Annotated in this window: 25 protein-coding genes; 14 read left to right on the top strand and 11 right to left on the bottom strand. The window is 41.7% G+C overall.

What is annotated here, in order from left to right; all coding sequences use genetic code 11:
* The first annotated feature begins 24 nt into the window (after window positions 1–24).
* Genes PY091_RS07785 through PY091_RS07775 form a run of 3 tightly spaced genes read left to right on the top strand, consistent with a single transcriptional unit; the run spans window position 25 to window position 1,882 of the window.
* Window positions 25–444, top strand: a complete 420-nt coding sequence (locus PY091_RS07785) for an META domain-containing protein (protein ID WP_275649143.1) — start codon at window positions 25–27, stop codon at window positions 442–444.
* Entirely contained in the window at window positions 441–1,283 is an 843-nt protein-coding gene (locus PY091_RS07780) for an META domain-containing protein (RefSeq protein ID WP_275649142.1), read from the top strand. Before PY091_RS07785 ends, PY091_RS07780 begins: the two co-directional genes overlap by 4 nt.
* A gap of 2 nt (window positions 1,284–1,285) precedes the next feature.
* Window positions 1,286–1,882 (top strand): DinB family protein, encoded by a 597-nt coding sequence (locus PY091_RS07775; protein ID WP_275649141.1) that lies wholly within the window; start codon window positions 1,286–1,288, stop codon window positions 1,880–1,882.
* A 9-nt stretch (window positions 1,883–1,891) separates the two neighbouring features.
* Here the strand turns inward: PY091_RS07775 and PY091_RS07770 are convergent, their stop codons facing one another.
* A complete protein-coding gene (locus tag PY091_RS07770; RefSeq protein ID WP_275649140.1) occupies window positions 1,892–3,415 on the bottom strand; it encodes a SulP family inorganic anion transporter in 1,524 nt (507 codons plus the stop codon).
* A gap of 82 nt (window positions 3,416–3,497) precedes the next feature.
* On the bottom strand, window positions 3,498–4,463 hold the full coding sequence (locus tag PY091_RS07765) for a phytanoyl-CoA dioxygenase family protein (RefSeq protein ID WP_275649139.1): 966 nt from the start codon (window positions 4,461–4,463) through the stop codon (window positions 3,498–3,500).
* Between the two features lie 138 nt (window positions 4,464–4,601).
* Here PY091_RS07765 and PY091_RS07760 point away from each other — a divergent pair, with 138 nt between their 5' ends.
* Window positions 4,602–5,444, top strand: a complete 843-nt coding sequence (locus tag PY091_RS07760; RefSeq protein ID WP_275649138.1) for an AraC family transcriptional regulator — start codon at window positions 4,602–4,604, stop codon at window positions 5,442–5,444.
* Window positions 5,445–5,539: 95 nt separating this feature from the next.
* Here PY091_RS07760 and PY091_RS07755 read toward each other — a convergent pair whose 3' ends face one another.
* Window positions 5,540–6,460: a nicotinic acid mononucleotide adenyltransferase gene (locus PY091_RS07755; RefSeq protein WP_275649137.1), complete on the bottom strand. Its 921-nt coding sequence runs from the start codon at window positions 6,458–6,460 to the stop codon at window positions 5,540–5,542.
* Window positions 6,461–6,584: 124 nt separating this feature from the next.
* Here PY091_RS07755 and PY091_RS07750 point away from each other — a divergent pair, with 124 nt between their 5' ends.
* Window positions 6,585–7,586 (top strand): NAD(P)H-dependent glycerol-3-phosphate dehydrogenase, encoded by a 1,002-nt coding sequence (locus PY091_RS07750; protein ID WP_275649136.1) that lies wholly within the window; start codon window positions 6,585–6,587, stop codon window positions 7,584–7,586.
* Here the strand turns inward: PY091_RS07750 and PY091_RS07745 are convergent.
* The 3 genes from PY091_RS07745 to PY091_RS07735 are packed head-to-tail and all read right to left on the bottom strand — an operon-like array spanning window position 7,583 to window position 9,920.
* Complete coding sequence (locus tag PY091_RS07745; protein ID WP_275649135.1) at window positions 7,583–9,250, bottom strand: glycerol-3-phosphate dehydrogenase/oxidase; 1,668 nt, start codon at window positions 9,248–9,250, stop codon at window positions 7,583–7,585. The two genes, PY091_RS07750 and PY091_RS07745, sit on opposite strands and share 4 nt — an antisense overlap.
* A gap of 4 nt (window positions 9,251–9,254) precedes the next feature.
* Window positions 9,255–9,563: an antibiotic biosynthesis monooxygenase family protein gene (locus PY091_RS07740; RefSeq protein ID WP_275649134.1), complete on the bottom strand. Its 309-nt coding sequence runs from the start codon at window positions 9,561–9,563 to the stop codon at window positions 9,255–9,257.
* Entirely contained in the window at window positions 9,564–9,920 is a 357-nt protein-coding gene (locus PY091_RS07735; protein ID WP_275649133.1) for a hypothetical protein, read from the bottom strand.
* Between the two features lie 60 nt (window positions 9,921–9,980).
* Between PY091_RS07735 and PY091_RS07730 the strand changes: the two genes are divergently transcribed.
* The 6 genes from PY091_RS07730 (at window position 9,981) to PY091_RS07705 (ending at window position 14,793) form a co-directional block, all read left to right on the top strand.
* Window positions 9,981–10,511, top strand: a complete 531-nt coding sequence (locus PY091_RS07730; RefSeq protein WP_275649132.1) for a CvpA family protein — start codon at window positions 9,981–9,983, stop codon at window positions 10,509–10,511.
* 188 nt (window positions 10,512–10,699) lie between these two features.
* Entirely contained in the window at window positions 10,700–11,212 is a 513-nt protein-coding gene (locus PY091_RS07725) for a CAP domain-containing protein (RefSeq protein WP_275649131.1), read from the top strand.
* Between the two features lie 112 nt (window positions 11,213–11,324).
* On the top strand, window positions 11,325–11,867 hold the full coding sequence (locus PY091_RS07720) for a 3-hydroxyanthranilate 3,4-dioxygenase (protein WP_275649130.1): 543 nt from the start codon (window positions 11,325–11,327) through the stop codon (window positions 11,865–11,867).
* Window positions 11,864–12,238: a DUF1304 domain-containing protein gene (locus tag PY091_RS07715; RefSeq protein ID WP_275649129.1), complete on the top strand. Its 375-nt coding sequence runs from the start codon at window positions 11,864–11,866 to the stop codon at window positions 12,236–12,238. The genes PY091_RS07720 and PY091_RS07715 overlap by 4 nt, the downstream gene beginning before the upstream one ends.
* Window positions 12,239–12,308: 70 nt before the next feature.
* Window positions 12,309–13,862 (top strand): L-piperidine-6-carboxylate dehydrogenase, encoded by a 1,554-nt coding sequence (amaB, locus tag PY091_RS07710; protein WP_275649128.1) that lies wholly within the window; start codon window positions 12,309–12,311, stop codon window positions 13,860–13,862.
* A gap of 364 nt (window positions 13,863–14,226) precedes the next feature.
* The gene (locus PY091_RS07705; RefSeq protein WP_275649127.1) at window positions 14,227–14,793 is read left to right on the top strand and encodes a hypothetical protein; all 567 of its coding nucleotides are present in this window, start codon (window positions 14,227–14,229) and stop codon (window positions 14,791–14,793) included.
* A 27-nt stretch (window positions 14,794–14,820) separates the two neighbouring features.
* On the opposite strand, the gene PY091_RS07700 is transcribed toward PY091_RS07705, so the two are convergent.
* Window positions 14,821–15,816, bottom strand: a complete 996-nt coding sequence (locus PY091_RS07700; protein WP_275649126.1) for an acyl-ACP desaturase — start codon at window positions 15,814–15,816, stop codon at window positions 14,821–14,823.
* A 44-nt stretch (window positions 15,817–15,860) separates the two neighbouring features.
* The gene (locus PY091_RS07695; RefSeq protein WP_275649125.1) at window positions 15,861–16,586 is read right to left on the bottom strand and encodes a metallophosphoesterase family protein; all 726 of its coding nucleotides are present in this window, start codon (window positions 16,584–16,586) and stop codon (window positions 15,861–15,863) included.
* A 152-nt stretch (window positions 16,587–16,738) separates the two neighbouring features.
* Between PY091_RS07695 and PY091_RS07690 the strand changes: the two genes are divergently transcribed.
* Both PY091_RS07690 and PY091_RS07685 read left to right on the top strand, forming a co-directional pair.
* Entirely contained in the window at window positions 16,739–17,683 is a 945-nt protein-coding gene (locus PY091_RS07690) for a carbohydrate kinase family protein (protein ID WP_275649124.1), read from the top strand.
* On the top strand, window positions 17,684–19,603 hold the full coding sequence (locus PY091_RS07685) for an amylosucrase (RefSeq protein ID WP_275649123.1): 1,920 nt from the start codon (window positions 17,684–17,686) through the stop codon (window positions 19,601–19,603).
* On the opposite strand, the gene PY091_RS07680 is transcribed toward PY091_RS07685, so the two are convergent.
* Genes PY091_RS07680 through PY091_RS07670 form a run of 3 tightly spaced genes read right to left on the bottom strand, consistent with a single transcriptional unit; the run spans window position 19,600 to window position 22,374 of the window.
* Window positions 19,600–20,736 (bottom strand): ATP-binding protein, encoded by a 1,137-nt coding sequence (locus PY091_RS07680; protein WP_275649122.1) that lies wholly within the window; start codon window positions 20,734–20,736, stop codon window positions 19,600–19,602. The two genes, PY091_RS07685 and PY091_RS07680, sit on opposite strands and share 4 nt — an antisense overlap.
* Window positions 20,733–21,488: an SDR family NAD(P)-dependent oxidoreductase gene (locus PY091_RS07675; RefSeq protein WP_275649121.1), complete on the bottom strand. Its 756-nt coding sequence runs from the start codon at window positions 21,486–21,488 to the stop codon at window positions 20,733–20,735. Before PY091_RS07675 ends, PY091_RS07680 begins: the two co-directional genes overlap by 4 nt.
* A gap of 13 nt (window positions 21,489–21,501) precedes the next feature.
* Entirely contained in the window at window positions 21,502–22,374 is an 873-nt protein-coding gene (locus PY091_RS07670; protein WP_275649120.1) for an aldo/keto reductase, read from the bottom strand.
* Window positions 22,375–22,533: 159 nt separating this feature from the next.
* Between PY091_RS07670 and PY091_RS07665 the strand changes: the two genes are divergently transcribed.
* Window positions 22,534–23,535, top strand: a complete 1,002-nt coding sequence (locus PY091_RS07665) for an AAA family ATPase (protein WP_127136332.1) — start codon at window positions 22,534–22,536, stop codon at window positions 23,533–23,535.
* Window positions 23,536–23,581 lie beyond the last annotated feature (46 nt).

Below are 23,581 nucleotides of genomic sequence, written 5' to 3'. Positions count from 1 at the left end.
CATTAACCATTAATTTCTGAATAAATGAAAACCTCATTCATCCTGCTTTTTTCCGCAATTGTATTGGCGGAATCTTGTGGTGGAGCAAAATCGAGTGCAGATGCACTTTATGGCCCTACTTGGGAACTGGAGTACATCTCAGGGCCCCGCATAGCCTTTGAAGGACTTTTTCCCGAAAAAAAACCGCAGATCAGTTTCGACAAAGAATCCGAAAAAGTGTCGGGTACCGATAGCTGCAATGGTTACTCCGCAGATTACGAATTGGCTGAAAACTCCATTGTTTTTGGAGACCCGGGCCCAACAACAATGATGTTCTGTGGTGGCAGCGAACGCCAATTTTTACAAATGATGAAAAAAATAGACGGCTACTCCTTTGAGGATGGAAAACTCAACCTTTTGGTAGGAGATATACCTATGATGCGATTCAAAAAAGTAAACCCATGAAAAATTTACTCCTCTTAAGCTGTGCCGTATTACTATTTTCCGGCTGTCTTGAAAAAAAGAAAGAACAACCAACCGAACCTGAAGCTACCCAAGCTTCTGAAGTTTCGGAAGAAGTAACCCCAGATACCCTTCAAACTGAAGAAAAAAAGCGCGAAATGGAGCCCATTGCCATGAAAATAGACGGCAGTTACTTTAAAGCCACAGGTACAGAACCTTTCTGGGGACTTAAGATTTATGGCGACAAAGTTGAACTCCAGACCATGGAAGATACCATTACCACCCCGCCCTCCAAAGCCATCAAAGCGCAGGACGGTAATATTAGCATGTACCGCATACAGACCGAAGCCACGCTAATGGACGTGATCATTTCGCATAAAGAATGTACCAATGCCATGTCGGGTGAGGTATTTCCCTATACCGTAACAGTCTCCTACAAAAGTACGGGCGGAGATGAAACCACAGTCTATGAAGGCTGCGGATCTTACATTACCGATTACAGGCTGCACGATATTTGGGTGTTGGAAGAAATGAAAGGCACACCTGTCTCCAAAGAAGATTTTGACGGAAGGGACTTGCCCAATATGGAAATCAATATCAACGACAATCGTTTTTCCGGTTTTTCTGGATGTAATAGAATGACGGGAAGTCTTTTTTATGAACAAGATGTCCTTCGTTTTACACAAATTGCATCTACCCGAATGGCTTGCCCCAGCATGGACAAAGAAACCGAATTCTTGACTGCGCTACAAGCGGGTACAACCTACAAAGTAGAAAATAACAGACTGTTTCTCTCTAATGGATCGGAAGAGAATTTATTGGTGTTCAAAAAAATAGACTGATAATGAAAAAACTAATCTTCTTTTCCTTCATTTTCATTTTGATGACCAATCACCAAATTCAAGCACAAAAAATGGAATTACCCTATAAAGAAATACCTGATTATCCCTCCAACTATGCCTCGGGAAACATTGTTTCCAGAATGATTGACGGATTAGGTTTTCGTTATTATTGGGCAACCGAAGGACTTACCGATAAGGATTTATCGTATCAACCTTCGGAAGGAGGACGTACAACAATACAAACGATAAACCATATTTATAGCTTATCGCAATCCATTTTGATGACCAACAAAGGGGAACACATAGTCCGACCAGATAATGCACCTGACTATTCGTTTGATGAATTACGCAAAATGACCTTGAACAATTTAAAACAAGCGAGTGATTTGGTAGTGGGGAAAGACCAAGAAATAATCGAACAACTGAACATTGTGTTTGAACAAGGAGATAACACCTCAAAGTTTCCCTATTGGAACATGATCAATGGAATGATTTCGGATTGCATCCACCATACGGGCCAGATAGTTTTGATGCGACGTGCCAGTGGTAATCCACAAAACCCCAATGTGAATGTTTTCTTGGGAAAAACCAAAGAATAACATCCAATCTTAATCCACCACAACCTTATAGGTTGGGTCTTCCAAAACGTTCACTTCGATAATATCGTCGGCATTGGCCAATAATCGTCTACAGTCTCGGCTTAAATGCTTCAAGTGTACTTTTTTGCCCACTTTTCGGTAACGCTCCGTAATCTTGTTCACGGCCTCAATGGCGGACATATCCACTAACCTACTTTCTGCAAAGTCAATCACCACTTCTTCGGGATCATTCAATACATCAAACTTTTCGGCAAATAGTGTGGTACTTCCAAAGAATAAAGGACCATAGATCTCGTAATGCTTTACGCCTTCATCATCAATGCTTTTTCTCGCACGGATACGTTTTGCGTTGTCCCAAGCAAATACCAATGCGGAAATAATGACTCCAACTAATACCGCCAAGGCTAAATTGTGAAGGAAGACGGTCACCAAGGTCACCAATACCATCACCAATACATCGGATTTTGGCATTCTACGGAAGGTCTTCAAACTAGCCCATTCAAAGGTTCCCAAAGCCACCATGATCATCAATCCTGTAAGTGCCGCCATGGGTACTTTCTCAATTAAGCTGGAACCGAACATAATAAACACCAACAACATTAAAGCGGCAAAAATTCCAGAAAGTCTTGCCCTTGCACCGTTGGAGGTATTGATCAAACTCTGCCCGATCATGGCACAACCACCCATCCCTGAGAAAAATCCGGATAGAATGTTCGCCGTTCCTTGGGCAACGGCCTCTTTATTACCACGACCCCGTGTTTCGGTAATCTCATCCACAATGTTCAAGGTCAACAAACTTTCTATAAGACCAACTCCCGCCATAATTGCGGCAAACGGAAATATAATCTGCAAAGTTTCCCATGTAAAAGGAAGATCGGGAATATGAAAAGGAGGAAATGTTCCTTGAATCGAAGCGATGTCCCCAATGGTCCGTGTGTCCAAACCAAAGAAAAACACGATTCCGAACACCAAAAGAATAGCGGCCAAAGATGCAGGAATCACTTTGGTCAATTTAGGAAGACCCCAAATCACCACCATGGTCAACAGTACCAATCCCAAGAAAATATATAGTGTACTCCCACTCAACCATTCACCATCTACCGTTTTGAACTGGCTCATCTGCGACATGAATATGATCACCGCCAATCCGTTCACAAATCCGAAAATAACGGGATGGGGCACCAAACGCATCAATTTTCCGAGACGTAGTACACCAGCCAACATTTGCAAAATTCCTGCAAGAATAACTGTAGCAAAAACATATTCCACCCCATATTGCTGCGCCAAAGTAACGATGACAACCGCCACAGCTCCAGTAGCTCCAGAGATCATTCCCGGTCTACCTCCCAGAATGGAAGTGACCAGCCCCATTACAAATGCCGCATACAAACCGGTCAATGGAGAAAGACCTGCGATAAAGGCAAATGCTATGGCTTCGGGCACCAGGGCAAGCGCAACGGTTAAGCCCGATAAAATTTCTGTGCGATAGTTTACTTTTTGCGAAAAATCAAAAAGGTTGAGATACTTTTTCATGGCTTCTTTCTTGAAGCGCGCAAAAGTAGCATTATTAAATGCATAACCCTAATCGCACGGAAATTTTTAAGGATTTGATAATCTACCAGTTAGTAAGCCCCAATAACTTTTCTCCGAGCGGACTTAATTTGGCGGTATCATATTTGGTCTGTTCCCAATTTCTTGGGTCTCCAGGAAAAGCATAGCCTTCTGGAGCTACCCTATTTTTCCATGAATTGATACGCCATTGTCTCATTTCCTCATTGTCCTCTTCGGCGGGCATCATGGAAATGTATTGCGCTATGCGAACCTTATCACCAGATTTATTGGGTCGGATTCCGTGAGGCTGGGTGCTGTTAAAAATCAAAAGGTCGCCGGCTTCCAGCTTTACTTTTACGATTTTGTCTTCCAGTCCAGTTACATCGGGTTGAAAATGGTCGCGGTCTTCGGGTTGGGTCAGTTTCCAAGTATCATAATTTCTGTATAGCCAAGGTATACATTGGAATCCGCCCATGTTCTCATCGGTTTGATCCGCAAGGGCGAGTACACCCTGTACATTTTGAGGTTTTGTCTCCGGATCGTAGTCCCAATGAATGAACCCTTTATTGTTCTCTCCCGGACGTTGCGGCATATTCAAGTTGGCCCGGTCTATCGTTACCCATAACTTTTCCGTTCCCCAAATGTCCACAAAGGCTTCGTATACTTTTTGTGTTTGTCTGTTGTTCCATAAATGTTGATTGTTATATACTTCTACCATTCCTGTTCCCGTGAGTTCTTTCATTTTCATTTCTGCACGGGGTGGCATGTACCAAGTCTCTGGATCGTTCGGGTCTTTTTCATCAAACTCCCATAAAAAATCGGCAGTTGCTTTGGCTTGTTCCTTTGGAACGGCATTTTTGATTACGATATATCCATTTTCAATCCAGAACGCCCAGTCCTCTTCGGACAGCACGCGTAGTGGTTTGCCATTAGATCTATCATTAAGTTTTGTTTTACTGCTTGTGGCCGTGGATGGATTTCCAGGAATTGCTTCGTGGGCCTTGTTAGCCATTTCTACTTTTTGCTGCATTGTATTTCTGTTTTTTTAGCTTAATAATCTATACCCCAAAACTATGGGAGCTGTTCAGCGGTTTCCACCCTAACATTGACCAATATTTGAATTATATTGACTTTTAATGATTATTTTTATAAATAATTAAGCAATACAATGAAAATTCAACTTGAAAACATACAACCCAACGATAAGAGTTCCTTCCATTTATTGCACAATCCCAAGTTGAACGACCTCTTTTTTTGGCATTTTCATCCGGAGTTTGAACTGGTCTATATCGAGGGTGCGAACGGTAAGCGTCATGTAGGGAGACATATCTCCAATTTTAAAGGGAGTGACCTCGTTTTGATAGGTTCCAATATTCCCCATTTGAATTTTGACCATGGTATTAAAACGGAATATCACAAGGAAGTTTTGCACATCAGTGCCTCGTTTAAAGAGAAGGTCTTCACTGAAATCGAGGAATTGGAAGACGTGTACGAGCTATTGGACAGGTCACAGCACGGCATCGCTTTTTATGGTGAAACCAAAGAAACCGTGGGTGCCATTATGAAGCAATTGCAAGGAATGAGCCGGTTTGAACAATTTCTTAAAATTTTACAGTTGCTCAAGCTTTTAGCAAAGAGCAATGATTACACCCTATTACACCAGAACCCAATTATAAATGACAAGGCCAACAAACAACAGGAACGTTTGCAAAAAGTGTACTCATATATTGATGAACACTATTCAAGAAAAATTGCCTTGGAGGATATTGCAGCATCCATCAATTTGGGGAAAGAGGCTTTTTGCAGGTATTTCAAAAAGAACACGGGCAGTACGTTTACCAATTTCTTGAACCAGTATCGCATCACTCAGGCCAAACGTTTATTGTTAACGGGCAGGAACATTGGCGAAACTTGTTATGAATGTGGGTTTGAAAGCTTGTCCTATTTTAATAGGACATTCAAAAAGATAAGTGGAGAAAATCCATCGGATTACAAAAACAGAAACCTTTAAAAAAGGACCGCCCCGAGCTTAACTGCCCGGGGCGATTCTTAACTAAATAACCAACCAAAAAAACTGTTTGTATGGTCGAACAATAGAGTTCTTCCTTACATATCTCGCTGACGGGTAACGTCCATTACAGGGTTGTTGGTCTTTGAACGTTTTTTACCTGTTCCCTCGCCTGATTTTAAATATTGAATGTATCCTCTTCCTGTAAACTCATAAACCGTTCCGCTGGATACATGGTACAACTCTATAGTACTATCATTGATAACGTACAATTCAAAATAATCATTGCCCAAGAAATCATAATCCAGCGTTAAAGTTTTGAGGGTTTCATCGTTTGCCACATCATACACTTCATAATCTCCTTCATAATCCCACTGCAAGTTGGACAGTGGAATACCCTGCGCATCCACAGAAGACCTGAAATACCCGCCTCCATCACCAGAAAATTGCAAATAGTTTTCTTCATCAAATTCGTTTAGGGCACCAACCTCACTGGTATAGGTTTTCTCCCAAACTTGGTATTCCTGCAAGAAGTAGTGGATGTTATCGTAAAACACGAAGTCGTAATCAAAGTTGTTTCTTTGAAAGCCCTCCAATATATAGGAAGTATCCGAACGAGGGTCGTAGATTTCCAACGAATTATAGTCCAAAGCGATAACTTCCAATAACCAAAGTCCGTCAACATCATGGTCTATTTCCACTTGACCGCTATAGGTGGCATATGCACCCACATCAATACCCAACCCATTACCTGTTTTGCCAAGGCCGGAGAGGTTGTTGTTGGCATATACAATTCCCCTATCGAACGAAATGGTAAATGCTCGTTGTAAAAAAGGAACTTCGCCATTTCCGCGAGTTTCGTTGATATCCACATACCATAGGTCGTGCGATTCCAAAACCAAGGCGGTATTGATCGGTGGTTCTGTAATCAAATCATCTTCCACAATAACCTCGGTGTAACAAGAACTGGCCAATAGACCAATGAACAAAATTCCAAAGAGTAGTTTTCTATTTTTCATAATCGAGGTTTTAAAGTTCCCTTTACGTAAACCAAGCACTATGCCAAACTTTTTAACTATTTGATAATCATACTATAATAAGCTGATGAATTTATTTTTTAGCTTTACACACTAATTTGGATGCATGAAAGACAAGCTTACGTTTGGAGTTTTTGGAGGTGGAAGTTGGGGAACCGCCATAGTGAAGATGTTGACCGAAAATTTGGACCAGGTGAACTGGTATATGCGGAGCGATTCCGCGATTCGTCACATTAAAAAAGAATGGCACAACCCTAACTATTTGAGTTCTGTAGAGTTTGACGTGGACCAATTGGTGATGAGCCATGACATTAATGAAGTGGTCGAAGCTTCCGATGTGCTCATTTTCGCCATTCCATCTGCATTTTTAGATAAGGAATTGCAGAATTTGACGGTTTCTTTGAAGGATAAAATCATTTTTTCCGCCATTAAAGGAATTGTTCCCGAAAGCGGACGTATTGTTGGAGAACATTTCAACGAGAAATACGAAATCCCTTTTGAGAATATTGGTGTAATCACTGGACCTTGCCATGCCGAGGAAGTAGCCTTGGAGCGATTATCTTACCTTACCATCGCCTGTGCCGATGCTGATAAGGCCAAAATGGTGGCCAAACATTTAAAGAGCGACTACATACGCACCAAAATTTCCGACGATATTATCGGTACGGAATATGCCGCCATGCTAAAAAACATTTATGCTATCGCTGCGGGTATTGCCCACGGACTTGGTTACGGGGACAACTTCCAGAGTGTACTGATGAGCAACGCCATCCGTGAGATGAAGCGTTTTATTGACCGTGTCTACAAAATGAAGCGCAACATAAACGCCTCAGCATATTTAGGCGACTTATTGGTAACGGGCTATTCCGTTTTTAGTAGAAACCGTATGTTCGGGAATATGATTGGTAAGGGCTACACTGTTAAAAGTGCGATGATGGAGATGAACATGGTAGCCGAAGGCTATTATGCGACCCAAAGTGCACATGACTTGATGGAGAAGTTGCAGAAGAAGTCCAAAACACCCATTATCAATGCCGTGTACCAAGTGCTTTATAAAAACAAGAACCCGAAAAAGGTGTTTGAAAAGTTGACGGAGAAGTTGGATTAATCCCGCTCCAAAGAAAAATCAGAATGCTCCTTTAATTGGTCATCCGATTCAGTTGAAAAGGCCTCCATTTCTTCCGTGGAATAGTTGTATGCATTCTGGAACTCTTCAAAAACAGCAGCTTTGTACTTTCGAACACTGTCGATATCAAAATACAATCGGCCTGTTCTTCTGATAAAAAAGTCCAGTGGATTCAAGGCCATTTCGTGGCTAATGGCGAATTGAGCTTCTGCCCTGATCATTCTTTCTTTGGGTTTGTCACCTTTTATTTTGGCATAAAGTTCCAAAATGGATTCGGTTTGTTTACCGTAGGTGGTCACTAAATACCACGCATCATATTTGGCAAATCCATCTGCCTGAAGCTGTTCTTGGATTTGAGCAATGTATTTTTTGACATGCTTGAACTTTTTAAAATCGTTACCAGAAAGTGGAATTTTATCCGTGGTACAATGCTCCAATTTTACATCGTGGTCCTCCTCCATTTTCTTAACGATTCGGTTTACCACACGTTCAGCCATTTTTCGGTATCCCGTAAGTTTTCCTCCCGCTATGCTGACCAATCCAGTATCTGAAGTGAAGATTTCATCTTTTCGTGATAGTTCTGAAGCTGATTTCCCCTCTTCGTGAATCAATGGGCGTAGTCCGGCCCAAGAGGAAACAATATCATCCAGTTCCAATTCAATGTCCGGGAACATATTGTTGACTGCCGAAATCAGATAAATGGCATCGGCAAGTTCGGTAGTCACATGGTCCTTATCAGAATTGTAATTGGTATCTGTTGTGCCAATGTAGGTGACTTTGCCACGGGGTATGGCGAACATCATCCGCCCATCAGGAATATCAAAATACACGGATTGCTTCACGGGAAGTTTTTCCTTTGGAAATACCAAATGTACTCCCTTGGTCAAATGCAATCGCTTGCCTTTTTTGGACTGGTTCACGCTCCTAAGTTCGTCCACCCAAGGCCCTGCGGCATTGATTACATATTTTGATAAAACACTGTACTCGTCCCCAAGTACCTCGTCGGTAAACTTTACCCCAGCTACTTTTTCATCCTCATAAATAAAATCGGTAACCTTGGTATAGTTGAATATCTCCGTGCCAAATTTTAAACTGGTTTTTAGATTTTCCATGGTCAACCGGGCATCATCGGTTCGGTATTCTGCATAATAGCCAGCACCGTTCAAAATCTTTTTGGGCAAGAGGGGCTCCAGTTTCATCGCCTCTTTTTTCTCCAACATCTGTCTTTTGTCATCCCCGGAAACCTGTGCCAAAATATCGTACACTTTTAGTCCGATGGACGTCAGCCATTTTCCATATGACCCGCCTTCGATAAGCGGAAGCAACATTTTTTCTGGAAGCACCAAATGCGGGGCCAATTTATGTACAATGGCCCTTTCGGAACCTACTTCTTTCACCAACCAAAAATCGAACTGTTTTAAATAACGGAGTCCTCCGTGTATCAATTTGGTGGATTTGCTACTGGTACCCGAAGCAAAATCTCCTTTTTCCAACAACAATACCTTCATGCCGCGAGAAGAAGCATCCAACGCAATTCCAGCACCGGTAATTCCCCCACCTATAATCACAAGGTCGTACCTGTCCTTGACTGTTTTTTGCAGTTTGTTCTTTCTGTCTACGTTGGAAAAAGCAATGTTCTCGCTCATGTTTCTATGTATTGAATTCGTATTCGCGTTCTACCCTGCAAATCCTGACCTTGTACCAGGAATACCAGGTTTTTATTCCATTTTTCTGGGCTTGGCGATGGTCCATATGGGCTTTCCAGTTGGCAATGGCTTCCAAGCTTTCCCAATAACTGACCGTGATGCCTACCCCTTCTCTCGCACTTTCAATATCCAAAAATCCAGCTTGTTTTCTGGCCAAGGTTTCCATTTCTTCCGCCATTTTAGCATACCCCTGGTCTCCATCGGTTCTTAGGCTTGTAAAAATTACGGCATAGTATGGTTTGGCAGTCTGCATTTAAGTAATGTATTCTTTTTCCAAGAAATAATTGACCACGGCCTCTTTCATCAATACGGTCTGTTCACCGGCCTTTAATGGGGGAAGTTGTTCCTTTATTTTGTAATGTGGCCATCCATCATCATCGAAAAAATCAAAATCGTAGTACCCATAGGGTTCCAATAATCTACAAATGGCAATATGCATTAGGTTGACCTTTTCATCTTTTTTGAACCTTCGGTGAAAACTTCCTAGCTCCTGTACTCCAACTAAATAAACAATACCATCCAATTCCAATGGGTCGCCATCCGAAAATTGTGCGGATAGTTTCTCCACCAAAAAGTCCCATCTTTCCTTTAATTGTTCGTCTCTGGACATGTGTTTTGCTATGAGTACCAAAGGTACAAATCAATATTCTATATTTGTTAAAACCCTTGTATGAGCTTTTTGGATATTATTATCGGTATTCTTTTGGTCTGGGGCCTTTACAAAGGCTTAAAAAATGGCCTTTTTGTAGAATTGGCCTCTTTGATTGCATTGATTGCCGGAATATACGGTGCCATCCATTTTTCGTATATCACAGGGGAATATCTTGCCGAACAGTTTGATTGGAGTGACCAATACATCAAAATTGCAGCATTCTTGATTACGTTTTTTGCTATAATCATAGTAGTGAACTTGGCAGGAAAATTCCTGACCAAGATTGCCGATTTTGCCATGCTCGGACTATTGAACAAAATCGCTGGCGGTATATTTGGAGCACTAAAAGTTGCCGTGATCTTGGGTGCTTTCCTAATTTTCTTTGAAAAACTTGCATCGCCCCTAGGTCTCATCAATGAGGAAACCAAAGCACAATCCATTTTTTACGAACCCATCAAGGAAATCGGAGACTTGGTGTTCTCCTATGTTTTTGATGACGAACAAACTACACCAGAAGATAGCATCGAGACCCAAAACGAGGTCATATAAACGGTTCAGTTTTATCGTTAAACGGAACAACGACTTTTCAAATTAATTCCCTTGAACGCAGTTTCCTGTATTTCAACGTAATAATTCAACCTGACATGGAAATTATGATTGAAAGAAAATAGTGTCCTTTATTTTAGCAAAAGAGAACACTTGGGAACTTAGAACACTCCCAGAAAACACCCCGAAAAATGAAAAAATACTCTGGCGTTACGCTGGTCATGGTCTTTCTATTGCTGTTTGCAAGCTGCAGCAAATCATCTTCGGAAGAACTGGATCAACTCTACACAGAAGCCAACACCGGCAATGAAAAAATCACGGTTGACCCGATTAAAATGGAAGAGGACCTTTTGCTCCTGGTCAATGAGCATCGGTCATCACTAGGCCTTAACACTCTAGTAAAGAGCACTTCTGCATATAAATATGCCGAGGAGCATAACGATTACATGATCTCCAAAAACAAGCTTAGCCATGACAATTTTGAAAATCGTGCAGCTAAAATTGCTGATGAAATGAATGCATTGCTCATATCTGAAAACGTGGCCCGATATTATACATCGGCAGAGTTCACCATTGATGCATGGATCAATAGTACTTCACATAGAGAAGCGATGGAAGGAGATTTTAGCCACACCACCCTAAGTGTTCAATTGGATAAAGATGGGAGGCCTTACTTCACCCAAATATTCATTAAGGTGGAATAATCCAATTACAATAGGAATAATTTAATTAAAAGGTCTGTCGAACAGCAGGCCTTTTTCATGAAATACTATGTTGCCAGCAAGGTTTTTTTTACCTTTCGTAAAATCTTAAAGCATGGCTACAAAAGCACCTTTTAATCTTAATAAATGGATTGAGGAAAACAGAGATACGCTAAAACCCCCGGTAGGGAATAAAAACCTTTACAAAGAGTCCGGAGATTATATTGTTATGATCGTTGCCGGTCCGAATGCACGTAAGGACTATCATTATAACGAAACCGAAGAACTTTTCTATCAATTGGAGGGGAACATAGAAGTCCACATCCAAGAGGAAGGTGAGAAAAAAACCATGAAACTGGGTCCTGGCGATATGTACCTCCATCCTGCCAAGGTCCCACATTCACCTGCTAGACAGGAAGGTTCCATTGGATTGGTCATAGAACGGAAACGTGCACATCTCGATGCAGAGGACGGGTTGCTTTGGTTCTGCGACAACTGCAATCATAAATTGTACGAGGTTTACTTTAAACTCCACGATATCGAAAATGATTTCTTGGGGCATTTTAAGCACTTTTACGGTTCGGAAGAGCTTCGAACCTGCAAAAATTGTGGCACTGTTATGCCGGTTGATGAACGTTTTGTTGCAAAAGAAGAATGATACTCCTCTTTGCAAAAATCGTAATAGGGGTTGTGGCAATCCTCCATCTGTATTTTTTATGGCTGGAGATGTTCGCATGGACCACCAAAGCTAAAAAGGTATTTCGCTCCTTGCCCGAACATTTGTTCGAACCAACAAAAACACTGGCAGCAAACCAAGGATTGTACAATGGATTTTTGTCCGCAGGACTTATTTGGTCGCTCATGATCGAAGACCCTGTTTGGCAAGTTTATGTTGCATTCTTCTTTTTGGGCTGTGTATCAGTTGCGGGTATTTATGGAGCATTAACCGCGTCAAAAAAAATATTTACGGTTCAGGCACTTCCCGCATTGTTGGGAATAGTTCTACTTGCAATACATCAATTCCTGTAAACCGTTCATCCTCTTGAAGATTATTTGTAATATTGTAGAAATATAACAATTCACAAGTAAAAAGTTATAAATGTCAAAAACAGCAACTGCTTTTGGAATAGAAGAAGCCCTAAAAGAATTGGGGCTTAACGAAATAAACAATGGTACTTCGACAGGTGCGGATTGGTTTTCTAACGGAGATATAATTGAATCTTACTCTCCTGTTGATGGTCAGCTAATAGGTAAAGTAAAAGCGACCACCAAAGAGGATTACGAAAAAGTGATCAGTACAGCCCAGGAAGGTTTTAAAAAATGGCGGACCTTGCCAGCACCTCAGAGAGGTGAAGTAGTCCGACAGTTTAATGATGAACTGAGAAGGCTGAAAGAACCATTGGGCAAATTGGTATCCTATGAAATGGGTAAAAGTTACCAAGAAGGATTGGGGGAAGTACAGGAAATGATCGATATCTGTGATTTTGCCGTGGGTCTGTCCAGGCAATTACACGGTTTAACTATGCACAGTGAAAGACCGGGACATAGAATGTACGAACAATACCATCCCCTTGGCGTTGTGGGCATTATATCCGCATTTAACTTCCCTGTGGCCGTTTGGTCTTGGAATACGGCCTTAGCTTGGGTTTGTGGAGATGCCTGTATTTGGAAAGGATCGGAAAAAACACCAATGACGTCGGTAGCATGCCAGAACATTGCTGCACGCGTATTCGCTAAAAATGGTGTTCCCGAAGGTATTTCGTGTTTGATAACCGGAAACTATACCGTGGGCGAACTTATGACAAAAGATGAACGTGTACCATTGATATCGGCGACCGGCTCTACCCGAATGGGGAAAATTGTCGCAAAAACGGTAGCAGAACGACTAGGTAAGTCCTTATTGGAGCTTGGTGGCAACAATGCTATCATAGTAACACCGGATGCAAACATCAAAAACACTGTAATCGGTGCCGTTTTTGGGGCTGTTGGAACCTGTGGACAACGTTGTACTTCCACTAGACGACTAATTGTCCACGAAGACGTGTACGATAAGGTTAAAAATGCCATTGTGGATGCCTATAAACAAATACGTATCGGCAACCCATTGGATGAAAACAACCACGTTGGACCCCTGATCGACAAGGATGCAGTGAAAAATTATTTGAGCGCCCTTGAAAAAGTAAAGGCAGAAGGTGGAAAGGTTTTGGTCGAGGGAGGCGTACTCGAAGGTGAAGGATACGAAAGTGGATGCTACGTAAAGCCGGCCATTGCAGAAGCCGAAAATCATTTTGAAATAGTTCAGCACGAGACCTTTGGTCCTGTACTTTATCTACTAAAATATAAGGGCGATCTACAAAATGCGCTGGATATGCAAAACGGGGTAAGACAAGGCTTGTCCTCCGCCATAATGACGAACAATCTGCGCGAGGCCGAACGTTTCCTCTCTGTTGAAGGTTCTGATTGTGGAATTGCCAATGTAAATATTGGCACCTCTGGAGCAGAGATCGGTGGAGCCTTTGGTGGTGAAAAAGAAACAGGAGGTGGACGAGAAAGTGGTTCGGATGCTTGGAAAGTTTATATGAGAAGACAGACCAACACCATAAACTACACTACAGAACTTCCACTTGCCCAAGGAATTAAGTTCGATCTATAAAAAAGAAAAGCCGCCCATTTGGGTTAAACCTCAAATGGGCAGTCTTTAAAACCAACTTAACTAACTCAAACTTAACTTTAAAACCCCATTTCAATGCCGGATCTTTGTCGGGAGAAACAGGGTTCTTCACCTAATATTGAGTCTCAAATTTCCAAATATTTGATCAAGAAATTAAGAGGTATCTTACCAGTGGTCTCAAATAATGTATGATTGGTGCCTTTTGATTTATTTTCTGCTTTTGATTTTTCCTACAAAAGTTCAAATACCTCTAAATCACTCAATTTCTGAAGGTTTTATTCAAGATTTTAAGAAATTTTTAATATTTTAAAGGAGCCATTTCCGATGGCATTTTATTCACTCTAAAATGGATTGGGCTAGCTCTACTATCTGGTATTGGATCATTTTGGCAACGACAGGGATTGTTGCAGGTATTCTTGGGTATTTTTTTGGAAAATCCGACACGCCTACTATCGTCGATGAATCCATTGAATTGAATAGTCTGGAAATTGAAAATTCCAAGTTAAAATCGGAATTGGAGAATTGTAAAAAACGATTGGAAGGGTATACCAGCAAAACCCAACAACTCAATCTAGAGAAACGCCCCGATATTTCAACGAAACCCTCACCTTATATATTTGACCCAAAACAGGCAAAAGTTACCTTTGGTAAAACCATTAAGGAAAACGACCTTAAATTGGTGGAAGGCATTGGGCCAAAAATCGAAGGGCTATTCCATGATTTCGGAATTAAAACTTGGAAAGAACTCGCCGAAACCTCTGCCGATAAATGCCAAGAAGTACTCGATTCCGGAGGAAAACGCTATCGCATTCACGACCCGGCATCTTGGCCCATGCAGGCTAAAATGGCCCATGAGGGACATTGGGCACAATTGTTTGAATGGCAAGAAAAACATAGAGCGGGCAAATATTGACCATCCCTCATGGACCGACCAGTCTTTCTACAGCATTCCGTTGGCCTCTACCCATTTAAAAGTATATTGCTGTTGCGAAAATTGCATACGTTCGGATATCCGTTGCAATCTCTCCGGAAGCTTCATGAGATAAACCCTAGCCTTCTCTGCTTGGTCAGACAACCCTCTTAGGTTTCCAATGTCCCAATAATCATTCAATTTTTTAAGAATCTCTATGTAGTCTTGAGCCGTATAAACACCTAATCGTTGGGCACAATTGGAAAATTGTTCAAAGGCCTCTCCAATACTTCCTCCGGATTCCCTTAAAAAATGGGCGGGCATCACAATTTTTTTCTTCATCATATCTGCGAATGCCAGTACCATACCATCAGGGTCTTGGCCCATTATCGTCTTTACAAACTCACGGTACGCCAAATGATGCCTCATTTCGTCCCCTGCTATAATAGTACACATCTTTGCCAAAAGACCATTTCCTTTCTTTCTTGCCATTTTGCCCACACGCTTATGGGAGATGTTCGTTGCCAGCTCCTGGAAGGTGGTGTAAACAAAGTTTTTATATGGATCTCTATCGGTACCAATGTCAAAACCATCAGAAATCAAATGTTGTGTGGTAATCTCTATTTCTCGCATGTTCACACGACCAGATAGATATAAATATTTGTTTAGGACATCACCATGCCTGTTCTCCTCTGCGGTCCATGCACGGACCCATTTGCTCCAACCATTGTCCTTACCGTTGTGCTGATCTATACCTTCAACATCCATCAACCAAGATTCGTAGGTCGGTAGGGCTTCTTCGGTAATAGTGTCCGCCACGAGTGTAACCCAAAAATCATAACCAAGTTCTTTCGCTTCTCCACGTATTTGTTCTACTTCATCAAAAAAAGTATCGCTTTGCGAATCCGGTAAAAAATCAGTGGGTTGCCATATTTTTTCTGTTGGAATCAGGAATTCATCCATAAACCCTTCCACTTTGGGTTCTATCGCCTGCATTACTTCCAATCTTATATTTTTAATCGACATATTCGGGGTTTTATTCTTGTCTCTATAATTTAATGATTTTATCTCTAATTCCTCCCTTTTTCACCGGGATAAAATGTATGAACAGGATCGCTTTGCCAATATTCCTTAGATTCCACGTCCAACATGGTCAATCCTCCCTTAAATGCGGCACCTGTATCCACGTTCCATACATTCGCCCGCTTTTGTGGCTGAACAAAACTATTCTTGGACAATGGTGTATGGCCAATGAACACTTCTTTATAATGGGTGAGCCTTTTTGGAAACTTGGAATCGGAAGGTGTCAGTTCAGGATCAAGGGCCGTGGCCAATTCCCATAAAGTTCGATCCCAATAAAAGGATTGCTCAAAATATTCGAAATCGATTCCTTTGAGGTTGGTGTAACCGGCATGTAAAAAAAGTCGGTTATCCTCTGCCAAATAATAATTTTTGAGTTCCTCATAAAACCTCAGATGAGCCTCCCATGTATCACGGCTTGCCTTTAGGTATGAATCCCGAGTGGCCGTACCGCCATGAGCCAACCATTGCGGATTTTCCTTTTGGTGCATTAGCCATTCCCTACATAGCTCATCGTGGTTGCCACGGATAAAAGTACAGTTTAACTCATCCTGGAGCTGTATTAAAAAATCAATGGTCTCCACTGCGGTACTCCAAGCATCAACATAATCTCCCAAAAAAATAATATGATCGCTCTGGGACACTTTGGCCTTGGTAATTAGTTGTTCCAATGCCCTTACCCCAGAATGAATGTCGCCCACTACAAGTGTTCGCATAGAAAAGTTTTTGACAATATTACACACAAATGATTGGGCTATGAAAAAACATGGCAGCTTTATCACGCATTTAACCTAGAATCCAAATAAACCTAACTGTTTTTTGGTCGTGGAGACAAATTCTATGTACCTTAGAATATTCCGAAATAATTATGAAAAAAGTTTACTGCATTGGGGAAGTGTTGATAGATTTTGTTGCCGAAAGACAAGGAAGCGACCTGTCCAAAGCGAACGAGTTTACAAAAAAAGCGGGAGGCGCGCCTGCCAATGTCGCCTGTGCGATATCCAAACTTGGTGGAAACGCTATTTTTATTGGATGTGTAGGAAAGGACCCTTTCGGTAAATTTTTATTGGAAACCCTCAAGAACGAAAGTGTCGATATCTCGTTGACACAACTGTCGGACACTTTTACAACACTCGCGTTTGTTTCCCTATCCGAAGATGGTGAGCGCGATTTTGTATTCAGTCGTGGAGCTGACCGGGAACTGTCTTACGATCCCGATCTTCGCAAAAGTCTTCCAGGAAATATACTTCACCTTGGGGCAGCAACAGCCCTTTTGGGCGGACCCTTGGAAAAAACCTATGCCAAATATCTTTTTGATGGTCTTACCAAGGACATGTTCATCTGTTTTGATCCAAATTTTAGGTCAGACCTTTGGAAGCACGATGAAGAGTCCTTTATAAAAAAATGTATGCCCTTTGTGGAGAAATCACATTTGTGCAAGTTCAGTCTGGAAGAAGCTCAGCTCATTTCTGGCAAAGAAGACCTCCATGAAGCCTGTGATATACTGCACAAGGTCGGGACCAAGATTATAACGGTTACACTGGGCAAAGACGGAACCTTACTGAGTATGAACGGAACTAAAAAGGTAATTCCAAGTGTAAAAGTTTCGCCTTTGGATACCACGGGAGCTGGTGATGCTTTTATTGGATGCCTGTTGTACCAAATTTCCGATTTGGGAAATTTTGATCCTGTTTTCGAAGATTTTTCACTGGTCGAAAAAATGGTTGGTCTTGCCAATAAAGCAGGCGCCATTACAACTACCAATTATGGCGCAATTGTGGCCTTGCCCACTAAAGAACAGCTCAAAAAATAGATGAACCAGGCCACATTACATAGACTGCTCCCACATAAGGGAAAAAGCCCTCAAGAACTTTTTGATCAACGATTGGCCACCAACCTTACCTTGATCCAAAAACAATTCTTTTCCCTTTACAATGAAGAACAACACAAAAAACATTTCCAAAAATTACTGAAACTTCTTCCCAAATTGTTTCTGGAAAGACCCGAAGCATTAAGAATGCAAGATTTGGAACGATTAGAATCAGGTAATTGGCACCAATCCGAAAAACTGATGGGAATGCAACTTTATGTGGAGCATTTCAACAAGGACCTGAAAGGACTGCAAGGGAAAATACCCTATTTCAAAGAACTTGGGGTCAACTTTTTACACCTAATGCCCATCACCACTCGACCCAAAGGAGAAAGCGATGGTGGCTATGCCGTGAACAATTACCTGGAAGTGGACAAAAAATATGGCTCAAAAAAAGATTTACTGGAGTTGACCAAAGCATTTCGCAAAAATGGCATCTATTTAATGCTCGATTTTGTGGTCAATCATACCTCCAACGAATATTCTTGGGCCAAAAAAGCCAAAAAAGGGGATAAAAAATACCAGGGTTACTACTACACCTACGAAGATTTCACTATTCCAGCCGAATTTGAAAAAACCCTGCCCGAGGTTTTCCCGGAAACCTCACCGGGCAATTTTACCCATATCCCTGAAATGGACAAGTGGGTAATGACGGTTTTCAATAGCTACCAATGGGACCTCAACTATACAAATCCCGAGGTATTCTTGGAGATGTTCACCAATTTGGTAAAGCTAACCGATATGGGTGTGGATGTCGTCCGTTTTGACGCCCTGGCTTTCCTTTGGAAAAAAATCGGGACCATTTCCCAAAACCTGCCCGAAGCCCACAACCTTATCTCCTTGTTCCGAATGTGTCTACAAGTAGTGGCCCCGGGCTCCATACTTTTAGCGGAAGCCATTGTGGCCCCAACGGACATCATAAAATATTTTGGGGAAGAAGAAAAAAAGGGCAACGAATGCGAAGTCGCCTACAATGCATCTTTAATGGCACTTTTATGGAACTCCATCGCTACAAAAAAGACACAATTGCTGTACAAGAGTCTGATGCATGTACCTCAAAAACCAAAAGATTGCACTTGGGTCAATTACATCCGCTGTCACGATGATATTGGTTTGGGCTACGAAAACCACCTCATCCAAGAATTGGGCTGGAACCCAGAAATGCACCGAAAATTTTTGTTGGACTATTATTGCCAACGATTGGACTGGTCGCCAGCCATGGGTATGCTTTTTATGTACAATCCAAAAACAGGTGATGGTCGGATTACGGGTAGTGCAGCATCCTTGTTGGGTCTTGAAAAAGCCCTCAAAACCAAAGATGATGACCTATTGGAAGAGTCGGTGCGAAAAATAATTATGCTCCACGGCATCATACTGGCTTTTGGAGGTATTCCCCTGATTTACGCTGGAGATGAAATCGGAACACTGAACGACTATTCTTTCCAAAATGATGTATCCAAAAAAGGGGATAGCCGATGGGTGAACCGACCCTTGCAGGATTGGGAAACCATTTCCACTTTAGATAATCAAGATTCGCCTCAATCCACAATATTCCATGCGCTAAAAAAGCTCATCAAATTAAGAAAAGGAAACACGATTTTTGCCGACCACAACAATCTTGAACTCTGCTACACAGGGAACGACCACATCCTTTCTTTTGAAAGGGTCCAAGATCAGAAAGGGTTGTTGATCATCTGTAATTTTGATGAAAATGCTCAGGTAATCGATAGCAGTTGGATCAAAAAACTCGGATATTTCAGTAAAGGGGAACCAATGGATTTGGTATCTGGTGAAAAAGTGGAACTTAATAGTGCCCTTTTAGAAATCATGCCCTACCAGATGCTCTGGCTCATGAAATCCTAGGCGTACCTCACCTTTCTTAAAATCCGTTGCGACTCCTTCAAAGATTGATATACATGGGTGTCATAGGCTTTCAGTAGTGCTCTGGAATTGTCCATTTTGTCCTTCGCCTCTTCAAAGCCATTTAAGTAGCAAATAAGATAAGTAGCGGGTAAATGGGTGATATCCGTGTGCTCGGCATCGGTCAGTGGAATATGGTTTTCCAGTTTTTTAAGCAGCGCATTATTGGTGTTGTACACATGGTACAGCGTTTTTTTATCAAACTGTGGCGGTTCAAAAATGAGCTTGCTGTTAATGGTGTACTTGCCATTGTCCGAAAATGTGATCGTCATTTCCTCTAAGGGATAATATTTTTGCTGGGAGCCCAACCCCAACTGCACATATTCCAATGTTTTGAAGGAATCGTCATCGTAGTCAATAGTGATTTCATCCAAGGCTGAATAGAACAGTTTTACCTGTTCGTTGATCAGTTCAATATCAACTCTGGAGTAATAGACTTTCCCTTTTATCTTCTTTTTATTTCCAGCCCAACAGACAACAAACTGCTCCTTGAAAACTTTGTAATCACTGGTTAGATCAGGGTGTCTGGTATTAAAAAAATTGATGACGGCATCCAGCGTATATTCAATATTGTTCCTAGCATGCTGCTCAATAGTAGCCACTTTTTCGGAATTGATGTCCTTTAACTCAATATCAAAAGCTTTGGGCAGGCTGATGCTTCCTTCACGGAAGAAAACTGCCCCTCCGTAGTACTTCCATATATTTTTACGTAGGGCACATACCTTACCGTTGGATCTTATGGTGACCAACCCGACCACCTTGCCTTCTGGCAAATGGGGAAAGGGAATGTTTTCGTATGAAATCAAAGGGGGATTGTCCAGATAAGCGTTCACAAGATTCTGGATTTTGCTGTCATCAAAAAAATCAACGCCAACAATGGTATTGTCCTCGTCCTCCACCCCGATCACAATAAAGGAATTATTTTTGGGATTGCTGTTGGCCAAGGCACAGACATGCTTTAAAAATTTGGCCTTGCCTTCCTTCTCTCCAATGGATATAAAACGCTTTTTGTCGTAAAAACTATTCTCGTCGTTGTGGGCCAATAAGTTTTTTACGAGTAGGCGTTTATTAATCATAGTTGCTTATTCACAATTGTGCTGCTGGCCTGTGCGGTGGGCATTACTACAAGGTCAGCAATGTTAACGTGATAAGGCCGAGTAACAACAAACAGAATAATGTCCGCAATATCCTCTGGTTTTAAGGGTTGAAATCCTTTGTACACATTTGACGCCCTTTCGGAGTCCCCTTTAAAGCGGACATCACTGAACTCGGTTTCCACCAAGCCTGGATTAACGGCCCCCACTCGAATGCCATAGGCATTTAAATCTATTCGCATACCCTGGTTGATAGCATCCACGGCATGCTTGCTGGCACAATACACATTCCCATTGGGGTAAACCTCCTTGCCAGCAGTGGAACCAATATTTATGATATGGCCTGATTTACGTTCCGTCATTTTTGGAATAATGGCCTTGGATATGTAAAGCAATCCTTTAACATTGATATCCAACATGGCATCCCAATCATCTGGGCTGCCCTTATCAATTGGATCCAGACCGTGGGCATTCCCCGCGTTGTTGACCAAAATATCAATCTCTGAAAATTCCTTGGGCAAACTTTCTATCGCTGCAAATACATCTTCTCGATTTCTCACATCAAAGTTCAGCGTGAAAATAGCGGTGTCCCTGCCCAGCTCATTTTGGAGTTGTTTTAAGCGTTCCTGTCTGCGACCACAGAGAATCAAATTAAAGCCTTGCTTTGCAAAAAGTTCGGCAGTAGCCTTTCCAATTCCACTTGTAGCTCCAGTAATTAGTGCTGTTTTTTTCATTATTTATGCTTTCTTACGGAACATCATGACCTTGACCGGCCACCAAAAGGGTGAACCAATCCTGAAGTTCTAAATCTATTTTTGCGGCCGCGGCCGATTGTTCAATTCTTTCTTTGTTGGTGGTTCCGATCACCGGGTGTACTTTGGCAGGGTGCTTTAATATCCATGCCAAGAGCAACTGGCTTTCGGTTGCATTGTATTTCTCCATAAGGGTAGGCATAACTTCTTTGATCCGTTCAACCTGATCGTCGGTTTCCCTAAAAAAATTCCCCAACGGACTCCAGGCCATTGCCATTCTTTTGTTGGCGATGCAATCATCAAAAGTTCCATCGTACATAGGATCATGATGCGTCAAAGAAAATTCGACCTGGTTTCCTTCAACAGGAATTACATTGTTGAGCACGGCCACTTGGGAAGTCGTAAAATTGGACACTCCAAATTGCTTGATTTTCCCGCTTTGTAGTAAATGTTGGGCAGCTTCTGCCATTTCATCCGGTTGCATTAGGGGACTTGGGCGGTGCATTAAAAAGAAATCCAGATAATCTGTCTTCAACTTTTTTAAGGATTCTTCCGCTGACCAAATAATATACTCTTTGTCGTATTGGTAGTGGTTGATCTTGTTATTTCTCCCGCGGGTCAATTGAATCCCACATTTGGAGATCAACTGGATATCTTCCCGTTTGATTCCACTTTCACCAAAGGCTGCTCCAAAATCGCCCTCTGTGGAATAACTTCCGTAAATGTCGGCATGGTCAAAAGTGGTCAGGCCACATTCGATGCTATGTTGCATCAATTCAACCATTTCCTTTTTGGAAAGTTTTTTTCCCCAACTCCCCCAAGTCATTGCTCCCGATATAATACGGGAAAATTTCGTTGTCTGTTCCATATGTGCTGAAAGTATAAAATTAAACCCTTAAATCCTTCATAAAACTAGGGGTTTAGCGTTTTTTTTAACCATTAATTAACAGGCAGGTTTTAAATAAATTTTCATTTTGCACACCTTAGTAAAAACCCCGACCTTAACACCAAACAATAAAAGTATATAATGGAAGAAAACACTACTATTGATATTAGTGCTGTGAATGAGAAAATCGCCCAAGAAAGCGCTTTTATTGACCTTTTAACGGTTGAAATGAACAAAGCTATTGTAGGGCAGACCCACATGGTAGAACGTCTATTGATCGGTCTATTGGGAAAAGGGCATATTCTGCTCGAAGGTGTTCCCGGACTTGCAAAAACTTTGGCCATCAACACATTGGCAAAAGCTGTAAAAGGAAGTTTCAGTAGAATTCAGTTTACTCCAGATCTTTTGCCCGCAGACGTTATCGGTACGCTGATCTACAATATCAAAGAGAACGATTTCTCAATTAAAAAAGGGCCCATCTTCGCCAACTTTGTTTTGGCAGATGAGATCAACAGGGCTCCGGCAAAAGTTCAATCCGCACTTTTGGAGGCCATGCAGGAAAAGCAGGTGACCATTGGTGATGAGACTTTTATACTAGATAAACCGTTTTTGGTAATGGCCACACAGAACCCTGTGGAACAAGAAGGTACTTACCCACTTCCTGAAGCACAGGTGGACCGATTTATGCTGAAAACGGTAATCGATTATCCCAAACTTAACGAAGAGCAACTTATTATCCGCCAAAATTTGAAAGGTGCTACAGAGCCAATCAAGCCCGTAGTTTCACTGGAACAAATTTTAAGGGCCCAAGAAACTGTTCGTGAGGTTTATATGGATGAAAAAATAGAAAAATATATTCTTGACCTCATCTTCGCAACGCGATACCCTGAAAAATACAACTTGGAAAGCTTAAAGCCACTGATCAGTTTTGGTGCCTCTCCTAGGGGTAGTATCAACTTGGCCAATGCATCCAAGTGTTATGCGTTCATCAAACGAAGAGGTTACGTGGTTCCCGAAGACGTAAGGGCCGTGGTACATGACGTACTTCGCCACAGAATCGGAATCACCTACGAGGCCGAGGCAGAAAATATTACTTCCGAAGAAATCATCAATAAGATTGTAAACGAGGTAGAAGTGCCTTAGCGGTTCAATGTTTATCGGAATAAGTAGCAATACTTTAACCAACCCG

This window comes from Flagellimonas okinawensis (assembly GCF_029194005.1).
GTDB classification, from domain to species: domain Bacteria; phylum Bacteroidota; class Bacteroidia; order Flavobacteriales; family Flavobacteriaceae; genus Flagellimonas; species Flagellimonas okinawensis.
Note: the sequence above shows the minus strand (reverse complement) of the source record. Positions and strands in the feature narration are given on the sequence as shown.

Excerpts from the sequence above, each read along its gene's own strand:
- amaB (WP_275649128.1), top strand. The coding sequence starts at position 12,309 with ATGTCAAAAACAGCAACTGCTTTTGGAATAGAAGAAGCCCTAAAAGAA.
- PY091_RS07695 (WP_275649125.1), bottom strand. The coding sequence starts at position 16,586 with ATGCGAACACTTGTAGTGGGCGACATTCATTCTGGGGTAAGGGCATTG.
- PY091_RS07770 (WP_275649140.1), bottom strand. The coding sequence starts at position 3,415 with ATGAAAAAGTATCTCAACCTTTTTGATTTTTCGCAAAAAGTAAACTAT.
- PY091_RS07760 (WP_275649138.1), top strand. The coding sequence starts at position 4,602 with ATGAAAATTCAACTTGAAAACATACAACCCAACGATAAGAGTTCCTTC.
- PY091_RS07720 (WP_275649130.1), top strand. The coding sequence starts at position 11,325 with ATGGCTACAAAAGCACCTTTTAATCTTAATAAATGGATTGAGGAAAAC.
- PY091_RS07735 (WP_275649133.1), bottom strand. The coding sequence starts at position 9,920 with ATGTCCAGAGACGAACAATTAAAGGAAAGATGGGACTTTTTGGTGGAG.
- PY091_RS07665 (WP_127136332.1), top strand. The coding sequence starts at position 22,534 with ATGGAAGAAAACACTACTATTGATATTAGTGCTGTGAATGAGAAAATC.
- PY091_RS07775 (WP_275649141.1), top strand. The coding sequence starts at position 1,286 with ATGAAAAAACTAATCTTCTTTTCCTTCATTTTCATTTTGATGACCAAT.
- PY091_RS07765 (WP_275649139.1), bottom strand. The coding sequence starts at position 4,463 with ATGCAGCAAAAAGTAGAAATGGCTAACAAGGCCCACGAAGCAATTCCT.
- PY091_RS07745 (WP_275649135.1), bottom strand. The coding sequence starts at position 9,250 with ATGAGCGAGAACATTGCTTTTTCCAACGTAGACAGAAAGAACAAACTG.
- PY091_RS07705 (WP_275649127.1), top strand. The coding sequence starts at position 14,227 with ATGGATTGGGCTAGCTCTACTATCTGGTATTGGATCATTTTGGCAACG.
- PY091_RS07715 (WP_275649129.1), top strand. The coding sequence starts at position 11,864 with ATGATACTCCTCTTTGCAAAAATCGTAATAGGGGTTGTGGCAATCCTC.
- PY091_RS07780 (WP_275649142.1), top strand. The coding sequence starts at position 441 with ATGAAAAATTTACTCCTCTTAAGCTGTGCCGTATTACTATTTTCCGGC.
- PY091_RS07755 (WP_275649137.1), bottom strand. The coding sequence starts at position 6,460 with ATGAAAAATAGAAAACTACTCTTTGGAATTTTGTTCATTGGTCTATTG.
- PY091_RS07730 (WP_275649132.1), top strand. The coding sequence starts at position 9,981 with ATGAGCTTTTTGGATATTATTATCGGTATTCTTTTGGTCTGGGGCCTT.
- PY091_RS07785 (WP_275649143.1), top strand. The coding sequence starts at position 25 with ATGAAAACCTCATTCATCCTGCTTTTTTCCGCAATTGTATTGGCGGAA.
- PY091_RS07680 (WP_275649122.1), bottom strand. The coding sequence starts at position 20,736 with ATGATTAATAAACGCCTACTCGTAAAAAACTTATTGGCCCACAACGAC.
- PY091_RS07740 (WP_275649134.1), bottom strand. The coding sequence starts at position 9,563 with ATGCAGACTGCCAAACCATACTATGCCGTAATTTTTACAAGCCTAAGA.
- PY091_RS07750 (WP_275649136.1), top strand. The coding sequence starts at position 6,585 with ATGAAAGACAAGCTTACGTTTGGAGTTTTTGGAGGTGGAAGTTGGGGA.
- PY091_RS07685 (WP_275649123.1), top strand. The coding sequence starts at position 17,684 with ATGAACCAGGCCACATTACATAGACTGCTCCCACATAAGGGAAAAAGC.
- PY091_RS07670 (WP_275649120.1), bottom strand. The coding sequence starts at position 22,374 with ATGGAACAGACAACGAAATTTTCCCGTATTATATCGGGAGCAATGACT.
- PY091_RS07700 (WP_275649126.1), bottom strand. The coding sequence starts at position 15,816 with ATGTCGATTAAAAATATAAGATTGGAAGTAATGCAGGCGATAGAACCC.
- PY091_RS07725 (WP_275649131.1), top strand. The coding sequence starts at position 10,700 with ATGAAAAAATACTCTGGCGTTACGCTGGTCATGGTCTTTCTATTGCTG.
- PY091_RS07690 (WP_275649124.1), top strand. The coding sequence starts at position 16,739 with ATGAAAAAAGTTTACTGCATTGGGGAAGTGTTGATAGATTTTGTTGCC.
- PY091_RS07675 (WP_275649121.1), bottom strand. The coding sequence starts at position 21,488 with ATGAAAAAAACAGCACTAATTACTGGAGCTACAAGTGGAATTGGAAAG.